The organism is Catenulispora sp. MAP12-49 (genome assembly GCF_041262705.1).
Taxonomy (GTDB): domain Bacteria; phylum Actinomycetota; class Actinomycetes; order Streptomycetales; family Catenulisporaceae; genus Catenulispora.
The window spans coordinates 60,343-76,663 of sequence record NZ_JBGCCP010000046.1 but is presented as its reverse complement, the minus strand read 5'-3'; the positions used below and the strand labels follow the sequence as shown (position 1 = coordinate 76,663).

Below are 16,321 nucleotides of genomic sequence, written 5' to 3'. Positions count from 1 at the left end.
CCTCCCATACCTCATACCAACGGCATAGCGCGCACGTAACAGCCTGTCACCAGACGTCGACCCGGCAACGACATCCGGTCCGAAAGCCCTCTAGCGAGCCAGAACCACCAGCGCGGCGGTGAATCCGACCTCGACGAGCGCGCCCAGCACGTCGCCGGTGATCCCGCCGAACCGCCGGATCGCGTGCCGCAGCACCAGGGTCGAGGCTCCGACGCCCACCACCACCGCGGCCGGCCACAGCAGCCACCGCGCCCCGTCGCTCACCCAGAACCCTGCGATACCGGCCACGCCCACCGCGAGGACCGACACCACGCCGACCGCCACCCGCGAAACGCTCCCCGCGACCCACGCCCCCAGCCCGTCGGGCCGCGCGGACGGCACACCCGGCCGGCAGGCCCACGTCACCGCGAGGCGCCCCGCGACGCAGGCCACTGCCAGGGCGCACGCGCCGTACCAGGCCCCGTGCCGGCCCCAGGCGCCCGCGAGCAGCAGCACCTGGCCGAGCAGCGCCAGGACCAGCGTGACGACCCCGAACGGGCCGATGTCCGAGGCCTTCATGATGCGCAGCGCATCCGCCGCCGGCTTGGCCGACCCGAGACCGTCGGCGGTATCGGCGAGACCGTCGAGATGCAGGCCGCGGGTCAGCGCGGCCAGCGTCGCCACCCCGCCGACCGCCGCGACGACAGGACTGGACGTCCACCACCCGAGCCCCGCACCGACGGCCGCACCCAACGCGCCGAGCACCGCGCCGACCACGGGCGCGCAGGCCATGGCGCGCCCCGCCACCGACCGGTCGACCTCGCGCGGCGGCCCGACGGGCAGGGCGGTGAGGGTCGAGAAGGCGAGGCGGAGGCCGTTGGCCCACCGCGCGCCAGGAGCATTCATACCCGCGACCGCGGCGCCGGCTTCGTCCCGCCGATCGCTGTCTCGCTCGCCGGCAGTGCTCACACCTGCGGCCGCGACCGCAGCACCGGGTTGGTCTCGCGTATCGCTGTCTCGCTCGCCGGCAGTGCTCACACCTGTGGCCGTGACCGCAGCACCGGCTTCGTCTTGCCGATCGCCGTCCAGCCGATCGCCAGGCCTCACACCCGCGACCGCAGCACCGGCTCCGGGATCCCGGCCTCGGCGAACGTCGGCAGCTCCGCGGCCAGCGCGGCGGCGGCCTTCACCATCGGCAGTGCGAGCAGGCCCAGGGCGCCCTCGGCCTGGCGGACCTCGTAGCCCTCGACCAGCGGTTCGAGCGAGAGGCGGTCCAGGGCCGCCTTGTGCGCCGGCTCCGGGGACAGCACGCCGGCCAGCAGCCACTGCGGTGAGCGGTAGGCGATGCGCTGGACCAGCATCGCGCAGGCGGTGGTGGTGACGCCGTCGAGCAGGACCGGCACGCGCCGGATCACCGCCTGGAGCAGGAAGCCCGTCAGCGCCGCGAAGTCGCGGCCGCCGACCTTGGTCAGCAGCTCCAGCTGGTCGCCGAGGACCGGGCGTCCCCGGCGCATCGCGTCGCGGACGGCCGCGCACTTGCGCATCCAGGCGGTGTCGTCCACGCCCGAGCCGCGGCCGGTCACCGCCGCCGCGTCCTTGCCGGTCAGCACGCCGGACAGCACCGAGGCCACCGTGCTGCCGCCCACGCCGACCATCGCCGGGATCAGCACGTCCGCGCCGGAGTCGGCCTCGGCGTCGGCCACGCTCATGCCCAGGCGGAAGGCCTCCTCGATCTGCGCGCGAGTGGCCGCGTCCTCCTTGTCGACCCGGCCCGAGGGGCTGCCGACCGCCACGTCGACCACGCGCACGGTCGCGCCGTGCAGCCGGGCCAGGACACCGACCGCGCCGCCGCCGTCCTCGATCTGCTTCACCCGCGCCGCCGTGACAGCCTGCGCCTGCTCCGGAGCCGTGGCCGACACGCCGAGCGCCGCCACCCCGTGGTCGCCGGCGAACACCACGACCCGGGCCCGCTCGATCGCCTTCGCCGCACCGCTGCCGCGCGCGCCGGCCAGCCAGACCGCCAGCTCCTCCAACCGCCCCAGCCCAGCCGCCGGAACGGCCAACTCGGCCAGCCGCGCACGCATCTGGTCACGGGCCGCCTCGTCCGGCCGCTCGGCCTGGTCGGCGAGCTGGTCGAGGTTCAGGGGCTCGGGACCGGAAGGCAGGTCGGAGTCGGTACCGGCGTCGGCAGAGGTTTCAGCGTCCGGGGCAGCCTCGCCGGCCTCTGCGACGATCTCAGCCTCGGCCTGGCTCTCGACCGCGTCGGTCTCGGTCTCGGCCTCGACCGCGGCCGCCGCACGGGGCTCGGGCAGGTCGGCCGACTCGGGGGTGGGGTTCTCGGGCGCGTCCATGGTGCGAACAGCCTAGCGGCGGCGCCCTCGGCGTGGGGAAGCCCCGCGCCCCGCGCCCCCGTGCCCCCGCGCCCCCGCGCCTACTTCACCGCCATCGCGATCCCGGCCACCATCAGCACCACCGCCTCCGAGGCCGCCGCGATCCGCTGGTTCAGCCGCCCCTGCTCGTCCCGGAAGCGCCGCACCGCCGCGCTCTCCGGCACGATCCCCAGCCCGACCTCGTTGCTCACCGCCAGCACCGGCACCGTCGCCGCGCGCCACGCGTCCTCGAGCTCGTCGAACCGGGCCGCCAGCTTCTGCTCGCCGCCGCCGTACCAGGCCTTGTCGTCCCAGGCGCCGGCCTCGTCCATCATCGCCGTCAGCCACAGGGTCAGGCAGTCCACCAGCACCGGCCGGGTCGCGCCGCGCAGCACGGCGGCGACGTCCGCCGTCTCCGCCGTGGCCCAGGAATCCGGCCGCCGTTCCCGGTGCCGCCGGACCCGCTCGGCCCAGTCGGCGTCGCCGTCCCGCCGGCCGCCGGTCGCGACGTAGAGCGCGTCGCCGGGGCGGCCGGCGCCGTCAGCCAGGAGGGTGAGCCGACGCTCGGCCTCGGAGGACTTACCCGAACGCGCGCCGCCAAGGATCAACGTCCGCGTTATGTTATTCAGCGATGGCTGGGCGATTGAAGGGGTCAACACTGTGACTTTCATGTGGCGTTATGAGGACACCGCCGGCGGCGAGAAGGACACCGGTGCGAAACCGGAGGAGTTCTCCACGCAGTCCGACGCCGAGAGCTGGATCGGAGAGAACTGGAAGGACCTCCTGGAGGCCGGGGTCGACCAGGTCACGCTGATGGAGGACACCGCGGTCGTCTACGGCCCGATGTCGCTGCACCCGGTGGAGCAATAGTCTCACCCGGCCGGCGACGGCTCGCGGGTATACGAGGCCACTTTGCTGCGGCCGGCGTAGGTGACGTCCATCACGACGTGCTCGCCGGCCAGCACCAGTGGCAGCCACAGGCGTGAGTCGTCCCACATCCGGTCGTAGGGCAGATCCGCCTCGGCCATCCAGTCCGCGGCGATCTCCGCGCTCTCCCGCGGCTCCCCGGCGTACTTCGCCGCCGTGAAGTAGTGCAGCCGCAGATCATCCCACTCCGGCACGTCCGGGAACCGGAACGTCAGCACCGCGGCCGGCGTCAGGTCGCCCACCGCCAGCGTCATGCCGGTCTCCTCGGCGAACTCCCGCACGACCGCCTCCTCCGGACTCTCCCCGGGCTCGAGCTTGCCGCCCGGGCAGTTGATCAGACCGGCGCCGAAGCCCGTCTTCTTCAGCCCGACGAGCACTTCGGGACGTCCATCGGATCCGGTGCGCCGTAGCAGCGCGGAGGTGACGATCAGCACCCCGCGAGCTTAGCCAGTCGCTCTCACTCGTTTGCCCGCCGCATCACTCATTGAGGTGATCAATACATGCGCCCCGCGCGCCGATCCGATATTCGGGGGAACCCGAAGATGTGAGTGGATCGCAGGATCTGGTGAAGCTACCGCGAAACTGGAACCGGCTGGTACGCAAAGTCATGCGGCGCTGTGGCCGGCGCTGCGAATGGAAGCACGCCCATTTCTCGGTCGGCTGCTCCCGCGAGGCCGGCATGGTCGTCCACGCCGGCAAGAAGGACGACCACTCCCTGGACAACCTCCTCGGCCTGTGCACATGGCACGCCGCGCAGAAGGCGGCCCTGGAATGGGAGGCCAGCTTGCACGTCGCGATCAAAGTCCGACCGCCGGCCGAGGACAAGAGGGACAAGTCCTAGACCCTCAAGTCTCTCAAATCCCGCAGGTCTCTCAGGGCGCGATCCAGAAGAACGCGAACCCGATCGCCAGCGCGCACAGATGCCCGATCGCAGTAAAGTCCCGCCTGCTCTTGAGCCATCCGTACCCGTAGAAACCGATCAGTGCCACGACATAGGGCACCAGCCACGGCATCGGAATCCGGTACGCCAACACCGCCGACGCCCCGGCCTGCGCATAGCTGACGCCGTAGTCGGCCGTGGTCAGCTCCGACTGCGGAAGCCGTCCGGCGTGGATCTCCCGCGCGACCCACCCCTCGCTCAGCAGCGTCGCCCCGACGTGGGCGACCAGCAGCACCACCAGCCATCGCCACGTCCCCAGCCAGTGCTCGGTCGGGGCGTGGAAGACGCTGTAGGTCACGGCATAGAACAGCCAACTGGTCCCCGCGGTGAAGAACAGACTGGTGATCATCACCTTGACCGGAGCGTGCCGCAGCCGATCCAGGTTCGTGGAGTTCTGTTCCAGCAGCTTCTTCGCGCGGTCGGCCGGCAGCCGCCTGACATAGAGCGACACGCCGAACAGCGCGACCAGCCACAGATAGGTCCCCGGCGCGTCGCGGACGTAGTCCCACACGTCGGCGGGCAGACGGCTCAGCACACTGTCACGATAGCCAAGCTCGGCCATGGCTAATCCGAGTCGGACACCGGCGTGCTCCTCGGCCGCCGGGCCGCCGCTAATCCGAGTCACCTCCTTGACGTTGTTCGCGGCCACCCGCCGGGTACGTTCGGCCCGCGCCGCGGCTTGTCCGGCCCGCCGGGCTTCTCCGGCGGCCGGCCCTCGGCGCGCCAGGGCTGGCCGGGGTTTTGGCGCGGCGGCACGGACGGTTCGCTCAAGGGAGAGTGGTCGGTTATCAGACTGATCCCGAAACTCATAAGGATCCGTACGAGCTAAAGCCGCACCCCCATTTGTGCCGAAGGACATGGGTATGCGGACCATGATGCGGAGTGCGGCGGCCGTCGGTGTGGTGGTCGCCGCCGCGATGACGGTGGGGACCATGTCCACGCTCGCGGCCCGGGCCGGCGCCGTGCCCACGCTGCCCACCGACGCCAGCGCGAGCGGAAGCGCCGACGGAGTGCGCGTGGAGATCAGCGACGACACCCGTTCGGCCCACTCCGGCGACGTCGTCGACTACACGGTGCGCGTGGACAACCAGTCGCCGACCTCGTACCCGGACCTCGAGGTCTACCACCTGGTCCCGGCCGGCTTCCAGCTCGTCGACTCCAGCCCCGCCGCCACTCAGCAGGACCGCACGATGCGCTGGACGGCGAACGTCCCGGCCGGCCGCACCGCGGTCTTCACCGACCAGGTGATGGCCGGCACCGTCGAGGAGTCCGACCACCTGGCCCCCCGCACCCGCGACGCCAAGCCACCGACCGAGACCGAGACCGAGACCGACCAGTTCACCTCCACGGCCTGCGCCCGCAGCACCACCACCGGCTCGACCCTGGCCTGCGGCACCGTGCGCGAGCAGCTGACCGACGGCCCCGCCGCGTTGGCCGGCCTCGCGGCGCCCGCGGCGAAGCACTGGCAGCCGGGGCTGCTGTGGATCGCGCTGCTCGCGGTGGTGTACTCGGCGTTCCGGGGGGTTTTCCGGAGGCGGAAGAAGGCGGAGGTCGAAGAGGGCTGAGGTGGCGGGCGGCGGAGAGGGCTCTCGCTGCCCGCCTGCCCGCCTGCCCGCCTGCCCGCCTGCCCGCGCGCGCCGCCTGCCCGCCTGGGCCGCTCGCTGCCTGCCCGCGCCGCGCGGTGCCTGCCGGGCAGCTCGGTGCCTGCCTGCTCGCCTGCGCCGCCCGCCCCCGAGCTCCCTACCCCCCAGCCCCCACCCCCTCCTCCGCCGGCAGCACCTCCAGCCGCGTCTTCCGGCGCAGCGAAGCCCCGGCCAGCACCCCCAGCGCGATGGCGCCGACCGTGATCGTCATCTGCAGCAGCGTCTGCCACCCGGCCGAGCTGTGCGCCACCAGCAGCTGCTGCACCCCGGACAGCCCGTGCGCGCCGGGCACCACCATCCAGAACGCGGGCAGGAAGATCACCTGGTCCGGGATGGTGGCGCGCTTGCCGATCCAGTTCGCGGTCGGCGGCAGCGCCATGCCGGCCACGAAGGCGCCCAGCGCCTGGCCGCCGACCAGGGTGCCGGCGGTCTGCACCACGCGCGTGACCAGCAGCGCCACCGTCAGCCAGCCGAGTGAGCGGTTCGGCGCGTCGTGGTTCAGGGTGAAGCCGACCGCCAGCAGCAGGACCGAGGCCCAGCCGACCCAGGCGCCGAGCGTGGCCGGCACCGGCGAGCCGACCGGGTGCGCGCGGACGGTGTCGGTCGCGACCAGGATGCCCAGCGCCAGCATCAGCAGCACGTTGACCGCCCCGGCCAGCCGGGTCACGCCGGACAGCGGGGAGTCGGTGGCCAGCTCGATCGCGCTGAGGGTGAGCGCCGCGCCGGGCAGGAAGCCGATGAGCGGCGGGATGTAGAGGAAGCCCGGATCCTGGTGCAGGACCGGCCCGGCGAAGCGCAGCGCCAGCGCGGTGACCATGATCGCCGCCGCCACCGGGAACAGCGTGAGCAGGTTCGGCAGGTAGCGCCGTACCAGATACTGCATCACGCCGACCGCCGTGCCGGCCACGAGGTAGCCGGCGGCCGCGTTCCAGGTCGGGTGCTGCAACATCCCCAGCGCCAGGGTCAGCAGCGCGTAGCCGGAGATCACCGCGGCCGGCTTGAACCGCCGCGGCAGGCTCTGCTCCTCCCGCAACGCCTTGCGCACCTCGTCGAAGGGCACTGCCTCGGCGAGCATCCGCTGGACCAGCGACTGCAGGGCGTTGACCTGGTTGAGCTGCATCCCGCCGACGTTGACCGGCGCGAAGTCCAGCTCGTTGGTGTCGCCGGACACCGTCTGGACCCGCACGAAGATCCCGGTCGGCAGGGCGAAGCAGCGGGCCGACACGCCGTAGCGGGCCGCGATGTCCGCGATCTGCGACTCGGTGTCGTTGGTGTTCGTCCCCGACCGCAGGATCTCCGCGCCGACCGTGCTCAGCAGCGCGGCCAGCTGCCGCAGCCAGTCCGCGCTGGGCTGGTCGGCGGCCCGGACGCCGACCCGGCGGCGGTCGCGGAACATGGCGCCGACGTTCTTCAGGCCCTGCCAGGCGAGGTCCACGCCGCCGCCGAGGGAGTCCATGGACCCGGCCACGGCCTCGCTGAAGGCACTTGCGGAGCGGGTCCCGGAGGCGTGGCGCCGACGCTCCCACAGGACGCGCCTGGCCTCGTCGCCGGCGCCGGTCGCCCCGCTCTCGGCTGCACCGCTGGTGCCGGGGTCGCTCGGGTCACTTGGGCCGCTTGGGCCGCTCGGTTCGCCGAAGCCGCTGTCCTCACCCTCCGTTCCGTTCCCACCGTCCTGCACGTCCCTGCGCTTCCTGAAGAAGGGCACGGCGTTCCTCCCCTGTCTGACACCGCGGCCGCCGCCGGGCGGGGCACCGAAGCCCAACGACGCTACCGGATCACCGATCACGCCCCACTCACCCGTTCGGGCGCGCCCGGGCGCGGCGCGGGAACGTGCGGGGTCAGATGCTCGTGTACTGAAGCTGATGCAGGAGAACGCCGTCCTCGCGCTGTTCGCGTGCCTGGCGCTGGGATACCTTCTCGGAAGGCTGCGGGTCGGTCCGATCACGCTGGGCGGCATCTGCGGCGTGCTGATCGTGTCGATGCTGATCGGCGCGCGGACCGTCAACGGCAAGCACATCACCGTGAGCAACGACGTGAAGAACGTCGCCTTCGCGCTGTTCATCTTCTCCCTCGGCTACATCGCCGGGCCCGGATTCGTGGCCGACCTCAACCCCGCTCTCGGCGCACGTGGCCACCGCCTACTCGGACTGCTGCCTGTTCGGCCTGATCTCGATCGTGTTGCTGACCAGCCAGGTCTTCCCGCGGCTGCTGAAGATCAACCTGGCCGAGGCCTCCCGCAAGCTGTGGGAGCAGATGCGCGGCGGCGGCGCCGCGCTGGAGGCCGACCAGGAGGCCTCGATGCCCAAGCTGGTCGGCCGCACCTACCAGATCACCAAGGGCGACGGCATCACCGTGCAGGCCCTGGAGGACTCGGTGGGGGAGCACGCCTCGATCGAGGGCGTGAAGCGCGGCGCGAAGGTCCTGACCGTGGACCCGGCGCTGCGCCTGCTGCTCGGCGACCGGGTCCTGGTGGTCGGCCGCCGCGAGGCGGTCATGACCGCCGGGCACGGACTGGGCCCGGAGACCAACGCCGTCCCCGGCCTGGACAGCCCGATGCAGACCCGGGAGCTGGTGGTCACCGACAAGAGCATCAACGGCAAGTCCGTCGACACCATCAACCAGGAGCACCCGGGCCCCACCGAGGGCGTGTACCTGACCGGCATCAACCGGCTCGGCAACGACCTCCCGGCCTCCGGCACCACCGAGATCCACATCGGCGACACCCTGAACGTGGTCGGCATGAAATCCAAGGTCGACCGCTTCCAGCAGGCCTTCGGCGCCAAGGTCCGCACCGAGAGCGCGGACTGGATCCACATCGGCCTGGGCATCTGCCTGGGCGTCCTGCTCGGCGAGATCGTGATCCACCTGGGCTCGGCCAACCTGACCCTGGGCACCGGCGGCGGCTGCCTGATCAGCGGCCTGATCTTCGGCTGGTTCCGCTCGCCCGGACGCCGGCCCGCTGCTGAAGAAGTACCCGCTGCTGCTCCCGCTGTCCGGGATCGCGATGGTGCTGATCCCGGCCTTCCTCGGCCTGTGGACCGGCCGCGGGTTCCTGAAGATCGACAAGCCCATCCTGATCGGCGCCATCGCCGGCCAGCAGTGCTCGACACCGGCCATCACCGCGATCACCAACACCGCGCAGAGCAGCGTGCCGATGATCGGCTACACGATCACGTACACGCTGTCGAACTTCTTGCTGCCGCTGACCGGGCCGATCTTCGTGGGGCTGATCGGGCTGCATATGTAGCGCTGCGTACCCGGCGCCGCATGCCTGGCGTCACGCGCCTGGCGTCACGTGCGGCGCCGCGCCCCTCACAGGTGCAGCAGCCACCGACCCCCGGCCACCGCGCACCCCAGCGCCACCAGCGCGAACACGAACAGCCATCCGCCGGCCGGGAAACCGGTCAGCCGGTGCAGCTGGTCGGCGTCGGAGTCGCGGGCCCCGGTGCGCGTCCGGGTGCGGCTCAGCTCCAGCACCGGCTTCACCCCGGCCAGCAGCAGGAACCACACCATCAGGTACGCGAACCCGGCCTGCACGTCGGTGTTCTTGGTCCACGACGCGGCGAACACGGCGCCGCCGGTGAGCACCACCGTGAGCACGCCGTAGAAGTTGCGGATCTCGATCAGCAGCAGCGCCAGCAACAGCACGCTCACCCACAGCAACATCGTGATGTGCTGCGCCGCCAGCAGCCACGCCGCGCCGAGCCCGATCAGGCTCGGCGCCGTGTAGCCGGCCGCGACCGTCAGGATCATGCCCAGTCCGCGCGGCTTGCCGTAGGAGACCGTCACGCCGGAGGTGTCGTGGTGCAGCCGCACCCCCGACAGCCGGCGGCCGCACAGCAGCGCGACGACGGCGTGCCCGCCCTCGTGCGCGATCGTCACGGTGTTGCGCGCTATGCGCCACACCGGTCGCCACAGCACTGCCACCAGCGCCACCGCGCCCACCGCGAGGATCAGATTCCGCGGCGGATCGGGCTGGGTGCCGGTCACTCGGTGCCAGACGTCGTCCAGGTTCGACATGCTCATGCTCACGGCCACGCAGCCTCCCACGATTCGCCCGTTCGGCGGTACCCGTCGGGACACGCCTGTGACGAGCCGGTGACGCTTGGGGCATGCTGAAGCGGGCGGCACGCGGCGTCGAGGACTACGTCCGCAGCGCCCCCGGCACCTACCTCTGGCTGCTGATCCTGCTGATCACGACCGGTATCCTCAAGCGCGCCAGCCCCCGCGCCGAGCACTGGATCCTGGAACGCCGCAGCACCAACATCCACTACCTGCTCCAGGACCCGGTCCGCGTCCTGATCCAGTCGGCCCTGTGGATCGACGGCGGCAGCTGGCTGTTCTACGTCGTCCTGTACACCCTCTTCCACGCCCAGGCCGAACGCTGGCTGGGCACCTGGCGCTGGCTGGCGGTGGCCCTGGTGTCCCATGTCCTGGCGACGTACGTGAGCGAGGGCGTGCTGGCCTGGGCGATCCACGAGGGCACGGTCCCGGCCGCCAAGCGCTACACGCTCGACTACGGCGTGAGCTACGCCCTGGCCGGCGTGATCGCGGTGCTGACGTACTGGTGGCCGCGCGGCTGGATGCGTTGGGTGTACGCGGCGGTCGTGCTGGTGTTCTACGGCCAGGCGATGCTGCGCGGCAGGACCTTCACGGACGTGGGCCACTTCACGGCCACGCTGGTCGGGCTGGGGTGCTACCCGATCGTGCGCGGCCGTGTGTCGGTGATGGCGCGGGGCTGGCGGTGGGGCGGGCTGGTGATGGCGCCGCCCCTGGAGCCGCTGCCGCACGCCCAAGCCCGCCGGTCCTCCTAGTTGCCGGAGCTCTTGCTGCTGGTGGTGGTGGTCGGGCCGCCGCCCCCGCCGCTGCTCCCGCCGCCGCAGTCGGGCAGCCCCAGGATCCCGGTACTACACGAGCTCGACGGGGTGGTCGAGGCGCTGCTGGTCGGGTTCTGCGAGGAGCTCGAGTGGTCGGTCGGCGAGCTCGACGAGGACTGCGTGGTCGCCTGCTCGCTGGAGGAGTGCGACGTCGAGCTGGGGGAGGAGGCCTTGCTCCGGCTGTGCGTCGAGGAGCGGTGGGAGCTGGGGGCGCCGGCGGACGACGGGGTGTCCCCGCCGTCACTGGTCCCGGTCGGCGTCGGCGCGGCGGTGGCCGCGGGCGCACTCGACGAGGCCGTCTGGCTGGGCGTCGCCCCCGTACCCTCCGGAGCCTTCCCCGACCCGCCGAGCATCACCGCGGCGGCGGCCCCCGCCACCAGCAGCACGGCGGTGGTCACGGCCCCGACGAGCGTCTTGCGCCGCGGCCCGCCGGGACCGCCGGGAGCGGTGTAGTCGTCGAAGTCCTCGAAGTCCTCGAAGTCGTCGTCGTCCTCGTCATCCCGCGCGGCCGCCTCGGCGGCGACGGGACTCTTCCCGGCCCCCTCGGCCACCTCCACGGGCACCTCATCGAACATCCGCGTGGCCTCGGACTCGAGGGTGTTGTCCCGATCCGGATTGAGCACCTGGGTGTGGTGCGCGTCCTCGCCCACCGGCTCGGCCACCCCCGGCCGGAACCAGTCGTCCGGCGCACTGGTCTGCACCGGCGCCTTGGGCTCCTCGGCCTCCTGCGGCCGCGGCAGACTCGGCAGGCTGACGGCGAAGGCGGACAGCGAGCGCGGGACCTTCGGACTCGGCTTCGCGGGGAAGACCCAGTCGTCTTCGAGGTCGGCGGGGGTGGTGGGGGAGAGGTCGGGTTCGGAGTCGGGCTTGGAGTCGGGCTTGGAGTCGGCGTCGGCGTCGGCTTCGGCTTCGGGCTCGAGTGCAGACTCAGGCTCGGCGGTGGCGTCGGCGTCGGCTTCGGCTTCGAGATCGGCTTCGGGCTCGGGCTCGCTTTCGGTTTCGATCTCGGGCTCGGGCTCGGCTTCGGGCCCGCTTTCGAGCGCGGCCTCGGCCTCGGGCTCGCTTTCGGTCTCGAGCTCGGCTTCGGCCTCGGTCGGCGTTTCGAGCTCGGGCCCGGGCGCGGCAGCCGGCGTCGACGGGGCGAACGCATCGAATGCCGCGAGAAGCTCGCTGCTGTCCTCGATCAGCGGCTCGAACTCGGAGTCGTCCTCCTCGCCGAGATCGTCAGCCGCGACCTCGGCCGGCTCAGCGGGCGCGTCTTCGGCCGGTGCATCCTCGGCCGCGTCGGCCAGGGCATCTGTCTCGTCGTCGGCGGCCTCGACCGGAGCCTCTTCGACCGGAGCCTCTTCGGCCGGCGAATCCGCCACGCTGGCGGCCTCAGCAAGCACGTCCTCGCTTGCCGCAGCCTCCATCGGCTCGGCCGCGTCGGCAGGCTCGATCAGCGCATCCTCGATCGGCTCAGCCACCTCGGTCAGTGAATCCGTCTCGTCGACCGGCTCGGCCACCTCGGCGGGGTCATCCTCGTCCGCCGCGGCCTCCGCCTGAGCCTCGGGCTCAGAATCCTGCTCGCCCGCAATGCCGTCCCAGGCCCCCGCGCTCTCCACGGCCTCGTCCGCCGGCCCGGGACCCGCCGCCGGCTCGTCCCAGTGCCCGCTCACCGGCTCGGCCTCGGCCTCGCTCTTGGCCTCACTCTTTGCCTCGCTCTTGGCCTCGGCCTGCGCCGCGGTCCCGCCCGAACGGCCGGCGAACACGTCGAATCCGCTCGGCGTGTAAGGGTCCGGCTCCGGATCGGTGGTGCGGCCGGTGCGGGCGCCGTCGAACGCCGCCAGCACGTCCGCCTCGGCGCCGACCGGTTCGGCCGGGTTCTTGGCGGTCCCGGTGAACCAGTCGTAGTCCTTGTCATCGGCGGCTTCGTTGGCCGCGGGGCTGGTTTCGGGCTGATCCGCGACCGGCTCCGGGTCTGCCGGCGTCGCCGCCGGTGCCACTTCTTCCGTCTCGGGCAGCTTCGTCTCGGGCAATTCCGCGTCGATCGGCTCCCCGATCGGCGGCGGCATCTCCTGCGCCGCCTCGGTGCCCGCGTCAGCCGCCTCAGCCGCGTCCCCGTCCCCGGCCCCCAGCAGCGCCTCGTCGATCGGCTCCCCGACCGGCGGCGCCTCCGCCAGCGCCTCCGCCAGCCCGGCCCGCCCCGCCGGCGCAGCCAGCTCCGCCCCCTGCGCCCGCGCCGCGGCCGCCGCCCAGCCGCTCAGCAGCGCGCGCCCGCGCTGCTGCCAGTCGGCGCCGTACTCCGCGCTCGCGGTGGCCGTGACCTCGTCGAGGAACGTGTGCGGCGTCGCGGCTCGGCGGGCCGGGTCCGGGGCCAGGCCGTGCTGGGCCAGGGTGCGCATCTCCGGCGGGGCGAATTCGGCGATGACCTCCGCGTACTCGTGGAGGGCCGCCAGGTCGTCGCGGGTGGCGGCGACGAAGGGGCTCTCGTTGGTGAGGCATTCGAAGAAGACCGCGGTGGCGCTGAAGACGTCGGCGCTCTCGGTCGCCAGGCCGCCCTGGAGGCGTTCCGGTGCCATGTACGACGGCGAGTTCGGGACGAATCGCGCCCCCGCGCCGCCGAAGTCGGTCAGCGCTATAGCGCCCGCGCTGTCCACGCTGACGTGCTCGGGGCGCACGTCGCCGTGCACCACGGCCAACGTCACCAGCATTCCGGCCAGCACCGAGGCCGCGGCCTCCGGCGCCATCGCCTCTGACTCCCGCAGTACCGCGCGCAGCGACACGCCCTCGACCAGCCCGTTCCTCACGCAGGCCTGTTTACCTGATTGCGGGCCGCAACCACAACGTTTGGCCGAAGTGCCACGTCACGGCAGTCCCGTCGCGAGGAGTCGATCAAGGTGCGGGCGGCGCGAGGGAAGGAAGAACCGGGATCGGCGCCCCTTACCGCAGGACCCTGAGCTCCAGGTAGTTCCTCCGGCCGAGGTGTGGCTCGTCGACCAGCCGGAGCCTGTCCACCCGCAACCGGTACAGACTCGCCGCGCCCGTCCCGTCGAGATAAGCGGCGCGCGCCTCCGGGTCGCCCCCGAACGACGGGAACCGTCCCCGGTACGCCTCGAAAGCCGCCTCGGCCTCCGTCCCCGCGACCGCCCCGCAGCCGCCGCTCAGCTGCATCCCGCGCAGCCCCTCGCCGAACTCCGGCGGCGGCAGCCAGACCGCCGCGGACGCCGCCGTGCGCGCCGCGGAGTTCTGCCCGTGCCGAGTGCTCGGCTCGCTGACGAAGAAGAGGTCGAACTCGTCCCCCAGCGCGAAGAAAGCCATGTTCGCGTGCGGGGTGCCCGAAGGGTCGGCGGTGGCCAGCGACAGGACCATCGTCCCGGCGGCGATCGCCTCGATGCTGGAGGAGATGTCGGATGCGGGGCGGTCGGTGCCTTCGAAACCCACGGAGAGCGCCACGGCGGGAACCTGCCCGGCCCGCTCCGCGGGCAAACCGTCTCACACCGTGACAGCGGTGAGCACGAGCCCTGATTCGATCGTCCAACGACCGGACATCTCGGTGATCGGCGCGCCGCTCTGCAGGATCCGCGCGGTGAACGTGCCGGACAACTCCTCGTCCGGCACGAACCCCACCGAGGCCTCCCCGAAGCCCAGCCACCGCCGCGCCACCGGGAACCACGCCTTGTACACGGACTCCTTCGCGCTGAACACCAACCGGTCCCACCGCACCCGCGGCCGCTCCGCCGCCAGCGCCTCCAGCGCCGGTCTCTCGTCCGGCCGCGCGATGGTGTCGAAGACGCCCTCCGGCAGCGGCCCGTGCGGCTCGGCGTCGATCCCGAGCCCGGTGACGAGCCCGGCGGGCCCGGCCCCGGACCGCGCGACCGCCACCGCCCGGTACCCGCGGCAGTGCGTCATGCTCCCCACGATCCCGGCCGGCCATAAAGGCTCCCGGTTGCCGCCGGTCCCGATCGCGACCGGCGGCAGCCCGAGGCGGGCCAGCGCGATCCGCGCCAGATGCCGCGTGGTGGTGTACTCCAGCCGCCGTTTGTCCACGGCCCGCGCGACGATCGCCTCCTCGCCGGGCAGCAGCACGGCGTCCTCGGGGTCGCCGAAGATCTCTTCGACCGCCACCTCCGGCGGGAGCAGATTCGCCAGCACGCCGCGCGTCTCCGTTCTGCACCGGGCCCGGTTCTCCAAGCCACGACCAGGGGATCAGGTCTGCGGATTCAGGGTCAACCCGTAGTAGTTGAAGATGTCGGTGGCTTCCGTCCAGAAGACACCCGGAGTCCCGTCACCGGGGGTCCCGTCCGACAGAAGCCCGCGCGCCTGGCGTACCCCGCCAGGCTCCACCGCGAACATCGTCGCGCCGCTGTCGCCGCCGGCCGCACCCCAGCCGTTGTTCACCGCGTCGCCCCACACGCCGCGCGCCGTGTACGACAGTCCCGGGCATCCGGTGGTCGGCCCGCAGTACATGTCCTGGTTCGTCACCTTGATGTTGCACGGCGTCGGGTGCCCCATGAAGTACGACCGCTGCCCGTCGTGGCACACGTAGTCCCCGTTGTAGGAATACGCGAAGCTGGTCAGCCGCATCCAGCCCGTGGTGTCCGACTCGTCGGCGTTGTTGTTCGCGCCGTCGATGGTCTCGGCGTCCCATTCCTGCACCCGCGCCGTGACCGTGCCGACGTAGCTGCCCTTGAGCCCGTTGCTGTAGTCGCCCGGTGTCCCGGCCCGGGTGTAGACCTTCGTGCCGACGCCGAAGCAGTGCGCCGCCGTCACCATGATCGGGTGGTTGTCGGACTTGCGGACGGCCGGCAGCCCCGCGGTGCAGCCGTGTCCGCTGCCGCTGCCAGTGATGGCATCGCCGCCGATGAACGGCGAGCTGTCCTCCCACTTCGTGTTCGCCCACGCCTTGGCCTGAAGCGAGTGGCCCTGTCGGTAGACGAGCGGCACGCCGAGCGACTTCGCCAGGCTCGCGGTCGCCGCCGCGCCGCCCACAGCCGGCGCCGGAGCCTGCAACGCGGCGGGCGCCGCGCTCGGGTCGTCCACGTCGAGTTCCAGCCCGGAGGCGTCGCCGGCCGGGCCGACCATGTCGACGTGCACCGGCAGTTTCCCAGCGTCGGCCAGCGCCACGACGCGCTGCGCGGCGGCGTCCAGCGCGGCGTGCGTGGCAGCCGCCTTCTGGAAGCGGATCAGAGAACCGTCGATCGCCGGGTCGGTGGCACGCGCTGCCGCCAGCACCCGCGCCGCCTGCGCGGGATCGGTGAGATAGACGGTCACCACGTCCCGGCCCGCGTCGATGGCGAGGTTGCCGTAGACGCCGGCGGCGCCACCCCGCCCGGCGGCGCCCACCGCATTGGCGACGGCGCGCAGCGGGGCCAGCCGCGCGGCCTGCGCGTCCGGGCTGAGCGCGGCGACCTGGGCGTCGGTCAGGACGGCCGGGGCGGGCGCCGGTCTCGACGTCCCGGCCCGGGCTCCGTCAGGTATCGCGATGGTGGCGGCGAGCAGCCCGGCGGCGAGCGCCCCGAACCGCGCGGCGACGGTTTTTCCCCTCATGGGAGAGCTCCTGGTGTGATCGTGTGATCCTGGTCACGCCGGAGCATAGCCTCCTTG

15 protein-coding genes and 1 pseudogene are annotated in these 16,321 nt (G+C 72.4%); 5 read left to right on the top strand and 11 right to left on the bottom strand.

Annotation, left to right across the window (positions count from 1 at the left end; translation table 11 throughout):
* Positions 1-90: 90 nt before the first annotated feature.
* The 3 genes from ABIA35_RS44240 to ABIA35_RS44230 all read right to left on the bottom strand — a co-directional run bounded on the left by ABIA35_RS44240 (position 91) and on the right by ABIA35_RS44230 (position 2,956).
* Positions 91-885, bottom strand: a complete 795-nt coding sequence (locus ABIA35_RS44240; RefSeq protein ID WP_370361985.1) for an adenosylcobinamide-GDP ribazoletransferase — start codon at positions 883-885, stop codon at positions 91-93.
* Between the two features lie 197 nt (positions 886-1,082).
* On the bottom strand, positions 1,083-2,330 hold the full coding sequence (locus tag ABIA35_RS44235; protein WP_370361984.1) for a nicotinate-nucleotide--dimethylbenzimidazole phosphoribosyltransferase: 1,248 nt from the start codon (positions 2,328-2,330) through the stop codon (positions 1,083-1,085).
* An 80-nt stretch (positions 2,331-2,410) separates the two neighbouring features.
* Positions 2,411-2,956: a bifunctional adenosylcobinamide kinase/adenosylcobinamide-phosphate guanylyltransferase gene (locus tag ABIA35_RS44230; protein ID WP_370361983.1), complete on the bottom strand. Its 546-nt coding sequence runs from the start codon at positions 2,954-2,956 to the stop codon at positions 2,411-2,413.
* A 61-nt stretch (positions 2,957-3,017) separates the two neighbouring features.
* On the opposite strand from ABIA35_RS44230, the gene ABIA35_RS44225 reads away from it, so the two are divergent.
* Complete coding sequence (locus tag ABIA35_RS44225) at positions 3,018-3,218, top strand: hypothetical protein (RefSeq protein WP_370340923.1); 201 nt, start codon at positions 3,018-3,020, stop codon at positions 3,216-3,218.
* A gap of 2 nt (positions 3,219-3,220) precedes the next feature.
* Here the strand turns inward: ABIA35_RS44225 and ABIA35_RS44220 are convergent, their stop codons facing one another.
* Complete coding sequence (locus ABIA35_RS44220; RefSeq protein ID WP_370340734.1) at positions 3,221-3,709, bottom strand: 8-oxo-dGTP diphosphatase; 489 nt, start codon at positions 3,707-3,709, stop codon at positions 3,221-3,223.
* Between the two features lie 131 nt (positions 3,710-3,840).
* On the opposite strand from ABIA35_RS44220, the gene ABIA35_RS44215 reads away from it, so the two are divergent.
* Positions 3,841-4,116 carry an HNH endonuclease gene (locus ABIA35_RS44215; RefSeq protein WP_370340736.1) on the top strand — a complete coding sequence of 92 codons (276 nt, stop codon included), beginning with the start codon at positions 3,841-3,843 and terminating at the stop codon, positions 4,114-4,116.
* Positions 4,117-4,147: 31 nt separating this feature from the next.
* Here the strand turns inward: ABIA35_RS44215 and ABIA35_RS44210 are convergent, their stop codons facing one another.
* Positions 4,148-4,750, bottom strand: a complete 603-nt coding sequence (locus ABIA35_RS44210; RefSeq protein ID WP_370361982.1) for a rhomboid-like protein — start codon at positions 4,748-4,750, stop codon at positions 4,148-4,150.
* Positions 4,751-5,078: 328 nt separating this feature from the next.
* Between ABIA35_RS44210 and ABIA35_RS44205 the strand changes: the two genes are divergently transcribed.
* The gene (locus ABIA35_RS44205; RefSeq protein WP_370361981.1) at positions 5,079-5,780 is read left to right on the top strand and encodes a hypothetical protein; all 702 of its coding nucleotides are present in this window, start codon (positions 5,079-5,081) and stop codon (positions 5,778-5,780) included.
* Between the two features lie 175 nt (positions 5,781-5,955).
* Here the strand turns inward: ABIA35_RS44205 and ABIA35_RS44200 are convergent, their stop codons facing one another.
* The gene (locus tag ABIA35_RS44200; RefSeq protein WP_370361980.1) at positions 5,956-7,563 is read right to left on the bottom strand and encodes a threonine/serine exporter ThrE family protein; all 1,608 of its coding nucleotides are present in this window, start codon (positions 7,561-7,563) and stop codon (positions 5,956-5,958) included.
* A 148-nt stretch (positions 7,564-7,711) separates the two neighbouring features.
* Here ABIA35_RS44200 and ABIA35_RS44195 point away from each other — a divergent pair.
* Positions 7,712-9,105, top strand: a pseudogene (locus ABIA35_RS44195) (aspartate-alanine antiporter).
* 65 nt (positions 9,106-9,170) lie between these two features.
* On the opposite strand, the gene ABIA35_RS44190 reads toward ABIA35_RS44195, so the two are convergent.
* Positions 9,171-9,884, bottom strand: coding sequence for a M50 family metallopeptidase (locus tag ABIA35_RS44190; protein ID WP_370340926.1), 714 nt, complete (start codon positions 9,882-9,884; stop codon positions 9,171-9,173).
* Between the two features lie 86 nt (positions 9,885-9,970).
* On the opposite strand from ABIA35_RS44190, the gene ABIA35_RS44185 reads away from it, so the two are divergent.
* Positions 9,971-10,672, top strand: a complete 702-nt coding sequence (locus ABIA35_RS44185; RefSeq protein ID WP_370340740.1) for a rhomboid-like protein — start codon at positions 9,971-9,973, stop codon at positions 10,670-10,672.
* On the opposite strand, the gene ABIA35_RS44180 is transcribed toward ABIA35_RS44185, so the two are convergent.
* The 4 genes from ABIA35_RS44180 to ABIA35_RS44165 all read right to left on the bottom strand — a co-directional run bounded on the left by ABIA35_RS44180 (position 10,669) and on the right by ABIA35_RS44165 (position 16,264).
* Positions 10,669-13,524: a hypothetical protein gene (locus ABIA35_RS44180; RefSeq protein ID WP_370361979.1), complete on the bottom strand. Its 2,856-nt coding sequence runs from the start codon at positions 13,522-13,524 to the stop codon at positions 10,669-10,671. The two genes, ABIA35_RS44185 and ABIA35_RS44180, sit on opposite strands and share 4 nt — an antisense overlap.
* A 133-nt stretch (positions 13,525-13,657) precedes the next feature.
* Entirely contained in the window at positions 13,658-14,170 is a 513-nt protein-coding gene (locus tag ABIA35_RS44175; RefSeq protein ID WP_370340745.1) for a pyridoxamine 5'-phosphate oxidase family protein, read from the bottom strand.
* A 39-nt stretch (positions 14,171-14,209) separates the two neighbouring features.
* Positions 14,210-14,869 (bottom strand): 4'-phosphopantetheinyl transferase, encoded by a 660-nt coding sequence (locus ABIA35_RS44170; protein WP_370340747.1) that lies wholly within the window; start codon positions 14,867-14,869, stop codon positions 14,210-14,212.
* A 54-nt stretch (positions 14,870-14,923) separates the two neighbouring features.
* On the bottom strand, positions 14,924-16,264 hold the full coding sequence (locus ABIA35_RS44165) for a peptidase (RefSeq protein ID WP_370361978.1): 1,341 nt from the start codon (positions 16,262-16,264) through the stop codon (positions 14,924-14,926).
* Between the last annotated feature and the right edge of the window lie 57 nt (positions 16,265-16,321).